Here is a 14,319-nt window from a genome sequence, read left to right on the forward strand (position 1 = left end):
CATTGGCTAGCTTTGGGTCAGGCGTATTTTATGAGTAAATACTATATTTGTGAAGCGATTATTTAGCTTTTATCCTTTTTGGATATTAGCAGTCCCAGGGATACCAATGCCAGTGAGAACAGGATCATAATTGTCGCTAGTGCATTTACTTCCGGCGTAACCCCGGTTTTTACCAATGAGAAAATCTTCAGAGGTAAAATTTCATAGCTGACGCCGCTCACAAAGGAGGATACCACCACATCATCAAGAGAAATGGTAAAGCTCAGCAACCAGCCCGAAATCACTGCCGGCAGGGCCAATGGGAAAATAATTTTGCGCAAAATGGTAACCTCTCCGGCACCCAGATCACGCGCCGCTTCCAGCATTCTGACGTCAAATCCCTTCAGGCGCGAGAATACGCTGACCACCACATAAGGTAGACAGAAGGTTACATGCGCTAACAATAACGACCAGAAGCCGAGGGAAATACCGACAATCATAAACAGCGCCAAGAGGGAAACCGCCATCACGATATCCGGAGACATCATAACGATAAACAGCATACCGCTCACCGCCTGTTTGCCGCGGAAGCGATAGCGATAGAGCGCAATTGCGGTAAGACTACCGATTAGGGTCGCCAGTGTCGCCGCGAAGAAGGCTATGGTTACCGAATGAATGGCCGCTTGAATTAAAGTATCGTTATTGGATAAACGTTCGTACCATCCCCAGCTGAACCCTTTCCAGCTTAGACCGTAGCGATCGGCGTTAAAAGAGTTACCGACCAGAATGATAATCGGGATGTACAAATAAGCGTACACCACCAGCATAAACAGATTACGTAGTACACGGCTCATTATTCCAGCTCCACTTTCTTATTCAACAGTTTATTCGCTTTATAGTAAACGAAAATTAACAGGGCCATTAAAATGGTTAAGCCGATACTGATTGCCGAGCCGAACGGCCAGTTACGGGAAATCAGGAATTCGCTCTTAATCACGTTACCCACTAACAATACTTTGGCGCCGCCTAATAAATCGGCCACATAGAACATTCCCATGGCCGGAAGTAAAACCAGCAGACAACCGGAAACGATGCCGGGCATGGTGAGCGGAATAATAATTCGGGTAAAACGATGGAATCCGTTGGCACCTAAATCTTTGGCCGCTTCAAGCAGGCGCAGATCCAGTTTTTCAATGGCCGAATAAAGCGGAAGAATCATAAAAGGCAATAGCAGGTAAACCAAACCGATGATTACCGCCGCTTCCGTATTTAAAATTCGAATGGGTTCATTGATAATTCCAAGGAACAGCAGACATTCGTTCAGAATGCCTTTTACACCGAGAAATACCTTCATCCCATAAATACGGATCAGGGAGTTAGTCCAGAAGGGCAGGACCAACAGAAACAGCAGGATCGGCCGGTATTTCGGATTAATCTTGGCCATGATAAAGGCAAAAGGATAGCCCACCACCAGACAGATAACGGTCGCAATACAGGACATATACAATGAATTCCATACCACCGTACCATATAAGGGTTCGAATAGTCTGGTATAGTTTTCAAAGGTGAAAGGCAAAGCATAAAAGTTGCTGCTGTCTTTGCTTAGAAAACTAACGATCAGCACCAGAAGATTCGGTGCCAATACGAAAAAGATTAACCAAGCGAAGATGACAGTAACGGTCGTATTTTGAAATTTACGCGTCGTCATTTTCATCGTTCAGTACCACTTCCCATTTTTCAATCCAAGTTACGGCCACTTTTTGATCTAACGAGTGATCAATATTAGGATCATCTTCGTTGAAGAACTCGCTGACCAGTACCATTTTGCCGTTATGTTCCAGCTCTACGGTGGATTCCAATGTCATACCCTTATAGTTACGTTCGCGGATATGACCGATAATCGCACTGGATTGTTCGTTTTCATCCAGTTCTTCCAGCAGGATATCTTCAGGGCGGAGCAGAACCTTCAGCTTCTGTCCTTCTTGTACTTCCTGTTCAACATAAATATCACAAACCCGTCCCTCTACATTTGCGCGTACGCGCTGTTGATCGATACGGGAGAGAACGGTGGCGTCGAAAATATTAATTTCGCCGATAAATTTCGCCACGAACAGGTTACGCGGCTCTTCATAGATTTCACGCGGCGAACCGTCTTGCTGAATATTTCCTTTACGTAACACGATGATACGATCGGACATGGTCAGCGCTTCTTCCTGATCATGGGTAACGAAAATAAAGGTAATGCCCAACTGACGCTGTAAGGATTTCAGTTCGTTCTGCATTTGTTTGCGCAGTTTATAATCCAGCGCAGACAATGATTCGTCCAGCAATAATACCTTAGGTTTATTTACCACTGCTCGGGCGATGGCGATACGTTGCTGCTGACCGCCGGAAAGTTGAGCCGGTTTACGATCCGCCATTTCTTCCAGCTGAACCATACGCAGCGCTTCCAGCACGCGCGGTTTAATTTCTTCGTTCGGCACTTTTTGCATACGTAAACCGAAAGCCACGTTTTCGAAAATCGTCATATGCGGGAACAGCGCATAGCTTTGGAACACGGTGTTTACAGGACGCTGTTCCGCCGGCAGATTGGTGATATCCTCGCCGTCGAGAATTATTTGCCCGCCGTTAGCCTCTTCGAAACCCGCAATTAAACGTAATACCGTGGTTTTTCCGCAGCCGGAAGGGCCCAGAATGGTTAAAAATTCCCCGTTGTTAATTGTTAAATTGAAATTTTCGATAACCGTATTATTGTTATACGATTTTTTCAGAGAACGCAGCTCGATAATCGCCTTGCTTTGAACAGAAGTACTTTCCACTATCTTTGGTTTTCCCTTAATGTGCTAAAGACTGACTTTAGCGTTGAGGTGAAACAGAACGCCTGCAATATGAAATTGCCGACACCGAATATTTAAGGCTGAATATCTTTCATTTTGTTGTTATGTAAATTTACACTACAATTTTGCAATAAAAGACAGTCAGCCCAACCCTAGATTAAGCGCTAATGATATAGCGATCGGGCGATAATTTAAAGCCATTTATTGTTTTTTGCCGAAAAAAGTATGGCTAAATGTTAAAAAAACCAATAATTATAAAATTTGATAGGAATATTTGTTATATATCAATAAAATAATCGGTGAAATGAGTAGACTTGAAAAGAACTTGGGTTTATCCCTTGCAGGTATTATCAATAAGTCCTGAAGAATAAGAAAAATATTATGCAATACACAGATCAGCTTTTAGAGCGTTTTTTGAATTATGTGGCATTTGATACGCAATCTAAGCCTAAAGCCAAAACATCGCCGAGTACACAGGGACAGTTAAAGCTTGCCAAGTATCTGGAGCAGGAACTCCGTACCCTTGGTTTACAAGATATTGAACTGACAAAGCATGGTATCCTGACCGCATTTTTGCCGGCGAATATTGAAAATGCGCCGACTATCGGATTGATCGCCCATTTGGATACTTCTCCGCAATGTAGCGGTAAGAACGTCCGACCGGAAGTTATTCGGGCTTATCGCGGCGGCGATATTGCCCTGGGAATCGGCGATGAATACCTTAGCCCGGTATTTTATCCCTTTATGCACCAGTTGGTGGGTAAGACCTTAATAGTTACCGATGGCAATACTCTGTTGGGCGCAGATAATAAAGCGGGAATTGCGGAAATTATGACCGCACTTTCTTTGCTTATGGCCAATGATATTCCCCATTGCAACGTTCGGGTCGCCTTTACGCCCGATGAGGAAATCGGGTTGGGTATGCAGTTTTTCCCGTTGGAGCGTTTTCCCTGCGATTGGGCCTATACCATCGACGGCGGTGAGGTCGGCGAATTGGAATATGAAAATTTTAATGCCGCAAGTGCAACTGTTACCTTTTACGGAAAAAGTATGCACACAGGTTCGGCGAAAGGCCGTATGCTGAACGCATTAACCATAGCTTGCGCATTTCAGCAATGTTTCCCTAGCGATGAAGTGCCGGAAAAAACGGAAAATAAACAAGGTTTCTTTCATTTAAGCAGTTTTCACGGCGATATAGAAAAAACGGAACTTTGTTATTTAATCCGTGATTTTGACTATGCAGGATTTACCCGGCGCAAAGCCTTTATTGAGGAGCTGGTTGAATCCTTTAATCGCAAAGAAAATCTGATTCGACCGATCAAATTGGAAATCAGCGACAGCTACCTGAATATGTATGATACGGTGAAAAAAGTACCGGAATCCGTGCAACTGGCGGATCGAGCCATGCAACAATGCGGTATTACGCCCTTGCATAAACCTATCCGCGGCGGTACGGACGGTGCCTGGCTGGCCGCTAAAGGATTGGCCTGTCCGAATATTTTTACCGGCGGATATAATTTCCATAGCAAGCATGAACTGATTTGTTTGGAGAATATGCAAAGTGCGGTGGAAGTGATCACCACAATGATGCGTATGGCTGCAGAATAATTTTACTGCGGGGAATCTTTACGATTTCGAATCGGAAGTAGAACCGGCGGGGCGGTGGATACAAAGTTCACCGCCCCGATTGTTATTGTAGATCTTGGATTAATATTTTCGAGCGGCGTTGATAATTGTAATGGGCGCGTTTCTCCTGAGGAAGATCTTCCACTGCGGCTAAATGGAACCCCCGTTCCTGAAACCAGTGAACGGTTCTGGTGGTTAAAACGAACAGCTTCTCAATACCGGCCGACTGGGCCCGTTTTTGGATAGCTTCAAGTAAAATATCGCCGCGCGAAGAATTGCGATAATCAGGATGAACGGCAACACATGCCATTTCCGCCATTTTTTCATCGGCATAAATATTCAGTGCGGCACAGGCGATAATCACGCCGTCGCGATCAATAATCGTATAATTGGCAATATTCATTTCCAGCTGTTCACGCGAGCGTTTAACCAGAATACCCTGCTGTTCCAGCGGGTGAATAAGTTCAAGCAGACCGGGAATATCTTTTTCGGTGGCAATACGAATATCTTCGGAATTTTGCATGGATAGCTGAGTACCGACACCATCACGGGTAAAGAGTTCCTGTAGCAGCGAGCCGTCTTCATCATAACTAATCAAATGGGCGCGCTTGACGCCGGTTCGACAGACTTCGATGGCGGCCTGTAAAAATCTGGCTTGCGGGCTGTGATAAAGCTCGTTTTTAATCAGCCCCGCCAAGATCTTTTCAGCCTCCTGCGGGCCGAGATCGGAAATTGTACAATGATTTTCATCCAGAATACCTTGGGGAGCGGCAAAGCCGATCAGTTTTTCCGCCTGCAGTTTAACCGCCACTTGGGCGGCGATATCTTCAAAGGGCAAATTGAAGGTTTCGCCCGTTACCGACGGGGCGATAGGGCCCATTAGCACAATACTGTTATTATCCAGATGCTGCTTTATATTTTCGACCTCAATACGCCGTATTTTTCCGCTTAGCATATAATCGACACCCTCATCGACACCGATAGGCTGCGCTAAAACAAAATTACTGCTGACCACATTCAGAATCGGAGAATGGGGCAGGCGGACGGAAAGACGGGCGGTGATCTCATAGTTAAGCTGTCCCACCGCCTGTTTGGCCAGTTCCAAGGTTTGCATATCGGTGATGCGAATATTTTTATGATAGGTGGAACGGATATTGTGCTGAGCCAATAGTTGATCAATCTGTACCCTGGCGCCGAAAACGATAATCAATCTGATGCCAAGGCTATGTAACAGGCTGATATCGCTAATGATATTAATAAAATTAGGGCTTGCGATGGCATCGCCGTCCAGCATGATGACAAAAGTCTTGCCGCGATGCATATTGACATAGGGGGTGGATTGTCTGAACCATTGAACTAATTCCGTACTGCGCATAGGTTTCACCTTGTATAATTATTCACACATAATGAATTTATATTCGTTTTAGGCAATGTGCAAGTAAAATCGGCAACAAAAAAGCGGTAACTAAATTACCGCTTTATCTATTTATCAGGCCACTACGTTAAATTGCGCTTTCATCAGGGCTTCAAAATCCGTACAACCGCCAATCGGTTTTTCATCAATAAAGATCTGAGGTACGGTTTCTACCGGTTTACCGACGGATTTGGATAAGTCCGCTTTACTGATTCCTTCGGCAATAATATCCACATAGCGATAATCGAAATCCGCTACTGTTGTTTTAAGTTTTTCCGCAAGATTTTTGGCGCGTACGCAATAAGGGCAGCCCGGGCGACCGAAAATAACGACAAACATAGTTTTCTCCTTATAATTTAATAAAAACCTCTGTATTCTACCCGATGGACTAAGGGGGAATAAACTGTTTTTCAGCATTATTGCGATTGGTATAATGTATCAACCCTTGGGAGTTGTGGGAATCTAAATCAGTTAGGACCGGAATCATGAAATTTTTAATGCTATGCCGCGAGCCGCGCCTTTACAGCTGCCGCAGATTGCTGGATACCGCACGTCATTGCGGGCATCAAATGGATATTTTAGATCCCAATCGCTGCTTATTAAAACTTAGCCAAAATCCACCGCACTTTGAGGTTTATTACCAAACGGAAAGAGGGCGCTCTCCTTATTTGTTGTCCGGATATGACGCCCTTATTCCGCGTTTTGGCAGCGCAAGCACCTATACCGGCTGTGCGCTGCTACGCCATTTTGCTGCTCAGGGAAGCCTTTGTTTAAATGATGAAACGGCTTTTCTTAATGCAAGGGACAAATGGCGGAGTCTGCAACTATTGGCACAGGCGGGGCTGCCGGTTCCCTCCAGCTTATTTGCCGGATCCGAATATGAATCGAAAGTCGCAGTACGGCAAACGAAATCGCCTCTGGTGCTAAAAACCTTAAAGGGTTCGCAGGGAATCGGCGTTATCTTGGCGGAAAAGCCGCAAAGCGCGGTCAGTATGTTGGAAACCTTGGGGCAGGCGAATGTACCTGTATTGTTGCAGGAGTTTATTGCGGAGGCGGGTAGCGCCGATTTGCGCTGCTTTGTTATAGGAGATCGGGTTGTGGCGGCAATGCGGCGTCAAGGGGGAGAAGAAGAGTTTCGGGCAAATTGCCATCGCGGCGGCAGAGGGGAAAAAGTTTTACTCAATGAACAGCAAACCCGGATCGCCGTTGCGGCTAGCAGAGCGCTGGGGCTGGATGTGGCTGGCGTCGATTTGATTTTATCCGCGAATGGCCCCCTCGTACTGGAAGTCAATGCCAGCCCGGGGCTGGAGATGATAGAAAAAACCAGTGGTATTGATATTGCTTTGCAGATGATTGTTTATTTGGAAAAAAAGATTGCCGCTTCAGTAAAAATGACTTAATGAAGATTTTCTTTCATCATAAACTCATTTAAGATACATAAGCACAGGGTAAATAAAGGAGTGATGTTATGATTATTTATTTACATGGATTTTCATCAAGTCGTGCGGATGATCACGAGAATCTGATCCAATTGAAATTTATTGACGAGGATATTCGCTTTATTAACTACAGTACCTTATATCCGCGTTATGATATGCAGTATATTTTAACTGAAGTACATAAATTAATTTCGGAAACTAAGGATTCCTCGCCCCTAATCTGCGGCATCGGACTCGGCGGTTATTGGGCGGAACGGGTAGGCTTTTTATGTGGAATTAAGCAGGCGATTTTTAATCCCAATCTGTTCCCCGATGAAAATATGCAGGGCAGAATAGAGCGTCCGGAAGAATATGAGGATATCGCCACCAAATGCGTTTCTCAGTTTCGCTTAAAAAATCAGGGCAATTGCCTGGTTTTTCTTTCTCGACATGATGAGGTGGTAGATCCGACGCGCACCGCACAAACGCTCTCCCCTTATTATGAAATAATCTGGGATGATCGCGAAACTCACGAGTTTAAGAAAATTGCCCACCACCTGCAGCGTTTGCAATTATTTAAGCAGGAAGCAAACAATAACCGTACGGAAATATAAAGACGAGTGTAAGGGCGGCGTCTGATGCGCCGGCCCTATGCACATAGCTTAGGCGGTTACCCGAGCCGGGTTTTCTAATGGATAATGAGGCGGCAATTGCGGGTTGGCTTCTTCTTCGTTAAAGGGAATCGCTTCAGGGGCTTTCGGTCGGGTTTCGGTGGCCGGGCCTTTTTCTTTTCCGCTCAACTGCTTTTGTATTCCTTCGAAGCTGCTTTTCCCCGACAGCCAGATAGAAATAAACGCCTGATTAAAATCCGGTTCGAATTCATGGCTAAGTACCTGGTTATTTAAAATAAAATAGCCCCGGTCGGCCAGCGCAATATAACTCAGACGATCATTGGGAACAAAATCCGGTAGGGTCTGTTGTAATTCCTTTACCCATTGAGCATTTTTTTCTTTATCCACGCCCATATTCTGCATTTCTTTCATTATCGTAATGGCAAAATTTTTGCCTTCGACCGGTTTGGCATAATCGAAAGAAATCATCAACGGCACCTGATGTGCCTGATAGTCGCCATTTTCGCTCTCTACTGATATGGTATATACCAGAAAGGGACCCCAATTATAATCAGCCCGGCCGACAGTTTGCCATTGAGCCGAAACGGCGCCGGAGAATAAACTCACCAGCAGCAAAAAAAGCGATTGAATTCTCATAAATAGTCCATAACTCAGGTTAATGGCGCTGATTATAGGGACTGTTTATGCCCTATTCAAGCACAAGTTCCCCTCTCGGTTAAAATAGGCGCAATAAAAAGGGCGAATTCATATCGCCCTTGAATTTCACTTAGTTTATTTTAAGCTGCCGACCATATCTTCAGGACGAACCCATTGATCGAACTGCTCGGCGCTTACCAGTCCTAAGTTGATGGCTTCTTCTTTTAGGGTGGTACCGTTTTTATGTGCGGTTTTAGCAATTTTCGCCGCATTTTCATAACCGATATGGGTATTAAGTGCGGTAACCAGCATTAAAGAATTTTCCAGCTGTTGTTTGATCCGCGGATAGTTAGGTTCAATACCGGCGGCACAGTGTTCATCGAAAGAAACACAGGCATCGGCCAGTAATTGTGCGGATTGCAGGAAGTTGGCCGCCATTACCGGTTTAAATACATTTAATTGGAAATGCCCCTGTGAACCGGCAAATGAAATGGTGGTATCATTACCCAACACCTGGGCGCATACCATGGTCAATGCTTCGCACTGGGTAGGGTTTACTTTACCCGGCATAATGGAGGAGCCCGGCTCATTTTCCGGAATAAGAATTTCACCGATACCGGAACGCGGGCCGGATGCCAGTAAGCGGATATCGTTAGCGATTTTGAATAAAGACATGGCCAACTGTTTTAATGCGCCGTGGGTTTCAACAATCGCATCATGGGTCGCCAGCGCTTCAAATTTATTTTCGGCGGTGATAAAAGGCAAACCGGTAAATTTAGCGATATATTCCGCCACTTTCACATCATAGCCTTTAGGCGTGTTTAAACCAGTACCCACAGCGGTTCCGCCCAGGGCTAACTGACGCAGATGCGGTAAGGTGTTTTTCAGAGCAATCAGACCGAAATGTAACTGCGCCGCATAAGCGGAGAATTCCTGTCCCAATGTTAGCGGGGTGGCGTCCATTAAGTGAGTACGGCCGATTTTGACCACATCTTTAAAGGCTTCGGATTTTTGGGCAAAGGTTTTTTGTAAACGCTCAACCGCCGGAATGGTAACCTCGACTACTTTTTTATAAGCGGCGATGTGCATAGCTGTCGGATAGGTATCGTTGGAAGACTGGGATTTATTTACATCGTCATTCGGATGGATCACTGATTTTTCACCCAATTTACCGCCATTCAGCACATGGGCGCGGTTTGCAATCACTTCGTTCAGATTCATGTTGGATTGTGTGCCGGAGCCGGTCTGCCAAATAACCAACGGGAACTGATCATTTAATTTTGCCGCCAGAATTTCATCGCAGACTTGCGCGATTAAATCCCGTTTCGGCGCAGGCAATACGCCTAAATCCGTGTTGGCGAAAGCCGCCGCTTTTTTCAGATAGCCGAAAGCCTCGATAATTTCATGAGGCATTGAGGCTTCCGGCCCGATTTTAAAATTATTGCGGGAACGCTCGGTTTGCGCCGCCCAGTATTTATCGGCAGGAACCTGAACTTCACCCATGGTATCTTTTTCAATACGAAATGTCATAGTTAATTACCTCATTGATAAGTAGAAATTTGGGGCGATTCTACCACCTGTAGGGTATGAATGGAATGCGGCCGGCGGCGGAAAAGCGTTTTTTGTGATTTAGATCATAGAGGGATAGCGGTGAGTGCGGATTTCATCACAAGTGCCGCTTTTACAAAGCGCAGCGGCTTATTTATAATTCCGCTGGATATTAATATTTCTCGGTAACCTATAAGGAAGCAGCGAAAATGAATCAAAAACGTTTTTTCGAAGCGAAGGGGCAGCAGGAGCAAGATAAGAGGGAAAATCCGCATTTTACCCCCAGACGGGAATTTAACCCCGAGAGCGGTATACCGGATCCTGAGGCTGATAGCGGCAATCCCATCGAAGGGGAAGGGGTACTGGAAGAGGCCGTACAAATTATTAACCCGCCGAAACGCTGGCGGATGCGATTACTGATGGGGACAATATTGTTGTTTTTATTCGCTACTGTTGCCCAGTCCGTGCAATGGCTGTTGGACAGCTGGAATAATCATCAGTGGATTTATTTCGCCTTTGCCGTCGTCGCTTTTATTTTCGTGTTACTCGGGGTCACATCGATCCTTCGCGAATGGCGTCGTTTAAGCAGGTTGCGCAAAAGAATGATCTTGCAGCGTCGGAGTGCGGCCGTAGTACCTGCGGGTGGCAGTGCGCTTGATTTCGGCACCGATTTATCCTTTGAACAGAGTAAAAGCCTCTGTTTATCCGTTGCCGAAAATATGCAAATCCCTAGCAAGCATCCGCTGTTGACTGCCTGGCAAAAACAAATAAATGAAACCCATAGCGGTGCCGAGGTAGCCTATTTGTTCAGCCGCACGGTTTTACATAGTTTCGATCGTAAGGCTTTAGGGCTTATCAGTAAAAATGCACTGGAGGCGGGGGCGATTGTTGCCGTTAGCCCGTTGGCGGTGGTGGATATGTTTTTTATTGCCTGGCGTAATATCCGCTTGGTTAACCGGCTGAGTGCGATTTACGGTGTCGAATTGGGCTATATTAGCCGTTTACGTTTAATGCGTTTGGTATTTTTGAATATTGCCTTTGCCGGTGCCAGCGAACTGGTGCAGGATATAGGTATGGACTGGCTATCGCAGGATATGGCGGCCAAGCTTTCGGCACGGGCGGCGCAGGGCATAGGCGTGGGCTTATTAACCGCGCGTTTGGGCATTAAAACCATGGAAGCCTGCCGTCCGCTTTTATTCCGGCCGGAGGAAAAACCGAGTTTGAAAGCGATTCACCGCGAATTACTGAGCAGCTTCAAAAGTACCCTATTGACCCCGGAAAAACTAAAGCGGAAACTGGAGTTGTAAATAAATATTTCCGCCCGGCTTTTAATCTTTACATTGACGGGCTATGATTAGGAAGTTGTAACACAGGGAGAGCTTATGAAAAATGCGAATTTAAGTCGGACTCAATACAATGAATTCGATAATATCGTGGCACTTAGCCCGGCTATGCGAAGTCTGACGGAAAAAGCGAAGAAATTCGCTTTACAGGATGCGCCCTTATTGATCCAGGGAGAAACCGGAACAGGTAAGGATCTTATTGCTAAAGCCTGTCATGTGCTGAGCCGCAGGAAAGACAACAAATTTATTGCGGTGAACTGTGCCGGATTGCCGACGGAAGATGCGGAAAGCGAAATGTTCGGTCGTGCCGGCACGGACAATAGCAGTCTGGGTTTTTTTGAATACGCCGGTGGCGGCACGGTGTTACTGGATGCTGTTGCCGAACTTTCCTTGGGGTTGCAGGCGAAATTACTGCGTTTTCTAAATGACGGAACCTTTCGTCGGGTAGGGGAAGAGCAGGAACATTACGCCGATGTGAGAGTAATCTGCACCTCTCAGATCCCCTTGCATCATTATGTGGAGGAGGGGCGAGTGCGTAGCGATCTGTTTCACCGGCTTAACGTCTTAACCCTGAATATTCCGCCCCTACGCGAACGAACGGAAGATATGGCCGCACTGACCCAATGTTTCGTGCGTCAAATCAGCGATAAACTTGCTATAAAAGAACCGCATTTTGATGAGGCTTTTATTCGCCATCTTAAAGAATATCAATGGCCGGGTAATGTGCGTGAACTCTATAACGCCCTGTACCGTGCCTGTACCCTGGCGGAGGAGGGGCGATTGAGCATTGCCGGATTAAGCCTGAATGAAAAGGAAACACAACCGCTGAGCTTGGAACAATTCGGTAACGAGAGTTTAGAGCAAATTATGAATAGCTATGAGGCGGCGGTATTGCGTAAATTCTATCAGGAATATCCGAGTACCAGGAAGCTGGCAAGCCGGCTCGGCGTTTCGCACACGGCGATTGCGAATAAATTAAAGCAGTACGGCATTACCAAATCCTGATATTCCGGCGAAAATATAGGGCTATTTTAGGATTAAAGTGCGGTGAAAAAACACAAAGTTTTTTAGCGGATTCTTGTTCTGACAAGGATTGAATATGGAAAACAATAGATAAAAACGATGCTCGCCTTGTTTTCAGTCTTGTTCGTCGGGAATCCCTGTTTCGTCTTCATTTTTCCGCACCGCTTGTTGCAGGCAATGGGGAAAACGTTTTAACAGTTTTTGCCATTGGATTTTATCTATTTGCAACTCAAGTAAAAATTCTCCCTGCTCACCTATGGCTTCACTGCGTATGGCATTCAGAGAATACAGCTCATGGCGGATTTTACCTTGTTGCGGCATTAGCCTGATATGTAAATGATAAATTTGGTTTTTCAGGCGCAAACGGACAGCTTCAAGTAAAAGTTCCATTCCTTCGCCGCTATGTGCCGATAAATAGACCGCAACAGGGTTGTTATGCTCATCGAATTCAATATGGGGCTGCATATTTTCCAGACGGTCGATTTTGTTATAAACCATAAGACAGGGGATATCCTCGGCATTGATTTCGGCCAACACCCGATTAACCGCATCGATATTTTCCATACGACGTCCGTAGGCACAATCCACCACATGGAGCAGCAAGGTCGCCTCGCTGGTTTCCTGCAGCGTGGATTTAAATGCGGATACCAAATCATGGGGCAGATCACGAACAAAACCGACGGTATCGGCCAGAATCGCAGTACCCAGATCGCGGATTTGCAGGCGGCGCAGGGTGGGATCCAAGGTGGCGAACAGCTGATCCGCCGCATAAACTTCCGCCTGAGTCAGGCGATTAAATAAGGTTGATTTGCCCGCATTGGTATAGCCCACCAGAGAGATGGTCGGAATATCCGCTTTGCGCCGAGTGTGTCGGTTTTGGTTACGCTGTTTAGCAACCTTTTCCAGACGATTCTGAAGTTGTGCAATCCGTACTTTAATTAAACGGCGATCGGTTTCCAGCTGGGTTTCTCCGGGGCCGCGCAAACCGACGGCGCCTTTTTGTTGATCCAGCCCTGTTTTACGCCGCACCAAACGGCTGGAAAGATGTTTCAGCTGCGCCAGTTCCACCTGCAATTTTCCCTCGTAAGAACGGGCTCGCTGAGCGAAAATATCCAGAATCAATGCGGTACGATCCACTACTCGACATTGACACAGGCTTTCCAGATTGCGGGTTTGAGCCGGCGTCAGACTATGATTGAAGAGTAGGATATCCGCATTATGCAGGCGTACCGCATCGGCGATTTCCTGCGCTTTACCCTGGCCGATAAAATACTTGGCCTGAGGAACGCTGCGCACCGTGCTAATTACCTGTAGAATATGAACATTGGCGGAAGCGGCCAACAGACGAAATTCATTCAGATCATCCGGAGTGCGGTTTTGCTCGAAGAAAACATGAACAACGACGGCGGTGTCGTGGTTAACGGGGGAAGATGATAAGGAAAGTGCGGTTGAATTTTGTTTATCAACCGCACTTGGCTGTTCGAACGGCGGGAAACTTTGCAAAGTTATTCCGTTGCTGATTCGACCGAGGTTTCTGTTACTTGCGCCTGTGCAGCGGCTTGCTGTTGCTGCTGGGCGTTATTATTATGGTGAGAAACCGTACGCGCGGGAACAACGGTGGAAATTGCATGTTTGTAAACCATCTGATTAACGGTATTTTTCAGTAAAATTACAAATTGATCGAAAGATTCGATCTGACCTTGTAATTTGATTCCGTTTACCAGATAAATAGAAACCGGAATGCGTTCGCGACGTAATGCATTTAAATAAGGATCTTGTAAAGACTGCCCTTTTGCCATTTTTGTTTTCCTTCTTATATTTATAGTGAGTAAAACTGAATAGAGGAATACGAATGTCTCCCGT

14 protein-coding genes are annotated in these 14,319 nt (G+C 45.9%); 5 read left to right on the plus strand and 9 right to left on the minus strand.

Annotation, left to right across the window (positions count from 1 at the left end; all coding sequences use genetic code 11):
• Nucleotides 1-62: 62 nt before the first annotated feature.
• Genes potC through potA form a run of 3 tightly spaced genes read right to left on the minus strand, consistent with a single transcriptional unit; the run spans nucleotide 63 to nucleotide 2,798 of the window.
• Complete coding sequence (gene potC, locus EDC45_RS03010) at nucleotides 63-833, minus strand: spermidine/putrescine ABC transporter permease PotC (protein ID WP_133543336.1); 771 nt, start codon at nucleotides 831-833, stop codon at nucleotides 63-65.
• A complete protein-coding gene (gene potB, locus EDC45_RS03015) occupies nucleotides 833-1,693 on the minus strand; it encodes a spermidine/putrescine ABC transporter permease PotB (RefSeq protein WP_133543338.1) in 861 nt (286 codons plus the stop codon). The genes potC and potB overlap by 1 nt, the downstream gene beginning before the upstream one ends.
• Nucleotides 1,674-2,798 carry a spermidine/putrescine ABC transporter ATP-binding protein PotA gene (gene potA / locus EDC45_RS03020; RefSeq protein ID WP_133543340.1) on the minus strand — a complete coding sequence of 375 codons (1,125 nt, stop codon included), beginning with the start codon at nucleotides 2,796-2,798 and terminating at the stop codon, nucleotides 1,674-1,676. The genes potB and potA overlap by 20 nt, the downstream gene beginning before the upstream one ends.
• Before the next feature lie 399 nt (nucleotides 2,799-3,197).
• Between potA and pepT the strand changes: the two genes are divergently transcribed.
• Nucleotides 3,198-4,424 (plus strand): peptidase T, encoded by a 1,227-nt coding sequence (pepT, locus tag EDC45_RS03025; protein ID WP_133543342.1) that lies wholly within the window; start codon nucleotides 3,198-3,200, stop codon nucleotides 4,422-4,424.
• An 82-nt stretch (nucleotides 4,425-4,506) separates the two neighbouring features.
• On the opposite strand, the gene argA is transcribed toward pepT, so the two are convergent.
• A complete protein-coding gene (argA, locus tag EDC45_RS03030) occupies nucleotides 4,507-5,817 on the minus strand; it encodes an amino-acid N-acetyltransferase (protein ID WP_133543344.1) in 1,311 nt (436 codons plus the stop codon).
• Nucleotides 5,818-5,931: 114 nt separating this feature from the next.
• Nucleotides 5,932-6,195 (minus strand): GrxA family glutaredoxin, encoded by a 264-nt coding sequence (locus tag EDC45_RS03035; protein WP_133543346.1) that lies wholly within the window; start codon nucleotides 6,193-6,195, stop codon nucleotides 5,932-5,934.
• 146 nt (nucleotides 6,196-6,341) lie between these two features.
• Here EDC45_RS03035 and EDC45_RS03040 point away from each other — a divergent pair, with 146 nt between their 5' ends.
• Nucleotides 6,342-7,256, plus strand: coding sequence for an ATP-grasp domain-containing protein (locus tag EDC45_RS03040; protein ID WP_133543348.1), 915 nt, complete (start codon nucleotides 6,342-6,344; stop codon nucleotides 7,254-7,256).
• A gap of 68 nt (nucleotides 7,257-7,324) precedes the next feature.
• Entirely contained in the window at nucleotides 7,325-7,888 is a 564-nt protein-coding gene (gene ycfP, locus EDC45_RS03045; RefSeq protein ID WP_133543350.1) for an alpha/beta hydrolase YcfP, read from the plus strand.
• A gap of 48 nt (nucleotides 7,889-7,936) precedes the next feature.
• On the opposite strand, the gene EDC45_RS03050 is transcribed toward ycfP, so the two are convergent.
• Both EDC45_RS03050 and fumC read right to left on the minus strand, forming a co-directional pair.
• The gene (locus EDC45_RS03050; RefSeq protein ID WP_133543352.1) at nucleotides 7,937-8,542 is read right to left on the minus strand and encodes a hypothetical protein; all 606 of its coding nucleotides are present in this window, start codon (nucleotides 8,540-8,542) and stop codon (nucleotides 7,937-7,939) included.
• Between the two features lie 135 nt (nucleotides 8,543-8,677).
• The gene (gene fumC, locus EDC45_RS03055; protein WP_133543354.1) at nucleotides 8,678-10,072 is read right to left on the minus strand and encodes a class II fumarate hydratase; all 1,395 of its coding nucleotides are present in this window, start codon (nucleotides 10,070-10,072) and stop codon (nucleotides 8,678-8,680) included.
• A 227-nt stretch (nucleotides 10,073-10,299) separates the two neighbouring features.
• Here fumC and EDC45_RS03060 point away from each other — a divergent pair, with 227 nt between their 5' ends.
• Together EDC45_RS03060 and EDC45_RS03065 are read left to right on the plus strand one after the other, a co-directional pair.
• Nucleotides 10,300-11,397: a TIGR01620 family protein gene (locus tag EDC45_RS03060; RefSeq protein WP_133543356.1), complete on the plus strand. Its 1,098-nt coding sequence runs from the start codon at nucleotides 10,300-10,302 to the stop codon at nucleotides 11,395-11,397.
• A gap of 75 nt (nucleotides 11,398-11,472) precedes the next feature.
• On the plus strand, nucleotides 11,473-12,438 hold the full coding sequence (locus EDC45_RS03065; RefSeq protein ID WP_133543358.1) for a sigma 54-interacting transcriptional regulator: 966 nt from the start codon (nucleotides 11,473-11,475) through the stop codon (nucleotides 12,436-12,438).
• A gap of 132 nt (nucleotides 12,439-12,570) precedes the next feature.
• Here EDC45_RS03065 and hflX read toward each other — a convergent pair whose 3' ends face one another.
• Nucleotides 12,571-13,959 carry a ribosome rescue GTPase HflX gene (hflX, locus tag EDC45_RS03070; RefSeq protein ID WP_208107240.1) on the minus strand — a complete coding sequence of 463 codons (1,389 nt, stop codon included), beginning with the start codon at nucleotides 13,957-13,959 and terminating at the stop codon, nucleotides 12,571-12,573.
• A gap of 2 nt (nucleotides 13,960-13,961) precedes the next feature.
• Nucleotides 13,962-14,255: an RNA chaperone Hfq gene (hfq, locus tag EDC45_RS03075; protein ID WP_133543362.1), complete on the minus strand. Its 294-nt coding sequence runs from the start codon at nucleotides 14,253-14,255 to the stop codon at nucleotides 13,962-13,964.
• Nucleotides 14,256-14,319: the final 64 nt, after the last annotated feature.

Origin of the sequence: Mesocricetibacter intestinalis, assembly GCF_004363295.1 — a bacterium.
Taxonomy (GTDB): Bacteria; Pseudomonadota; Gammaproteobacteria; order Enterobacterales; family Pasteurellaceae; genus Mesocricetibacter; species Mesocricetibacter intestinalis.

Excerpts from the sequence above, each read along its gene's own strand:
- EDC45_RS03050 (WP_133543352.1), bottom strand. The coding sequence starts at position 8,542 with ATGAGAATTCAATCGCTTTTTTTGCTGCTGGTGAGTTTATTCTCCGGC.
- EDC45_RS03065 (WP_133543358.1), top strand. The coding sequence starts at position 11,473 with ATGAAAAATGCGAATTTAAGTCGGACTCAATACAATGAATTCGATAAT.
- argA (WP_133543344.1), bottom strand. The coding sequence starts at position 5,817 with ATGCGCAGTACGGAATTAGTTCAATGGTTCAGACAATCCACCCCCTAT.
- pepT (WP_133543342.1), top strand. The coding sequence starts at position 3,198 with ATGCAATACACAGATCAGCTTTTAGAGCGTTTTTTGAATTATGTGGCA.
- hfq (WP_133543362.1), bottom strand. The coding sequence starts at position 14,255 with ATGGCAAAAGGGCAGTCTTTACAAGATCCTTATTTAAATGCATTACGT.
- fumC (WP_133543354.1), bottom strand. The coding sequence starts at position 10,072 with ATGACATTTCGTATTGAAAAAGATACCATGGGTGAAGTTCAGGTTCCT.
- potB (WP_133543338.1), bottom strand. The coding sequence starts at position 1,693 with ATGAAAATGACGACGCGTAAATTTCAAAATACGACCGTTACTGTCATC.
- ycfP (WP_133543350.1), top strand. The coding sequence starts at position 7,325 with ATGATTATTTATTTACATGGATTTTCATCAAGTCGTGCGGATGATCAC.
- EDC45_RS03060 (WP_133543356.1), top strand. The coding sequence starts at position 10,300 with ATGAATCAAAAACGTTTTTTCGAAGCGAAGGGGCAGCAGGAGCAAGAT.
- EDC45_RS03035 (WP_133543346.1), bottom strand. The coding sequence starts at position 6,195 with ATGTTTGTCGTTATTTTCGGTCGCCCGGGCTGCCCTTATTGCGTACGC.
- EDC45_RS03040 (WP_133543348.1), top strand. The coding sequence starts at position 6,342 with ATGAAATTTTTAATGCTATGCCGCGAGCCGCGCCTTTACAGCTGCCGC.
- potC (WP_133543336.1), bottom strand. The coding sequence starts at position 833 with ATGAGCCGTGTACTACGTAATCTGTTTATGCTGGTGGTGTACGCTTAT.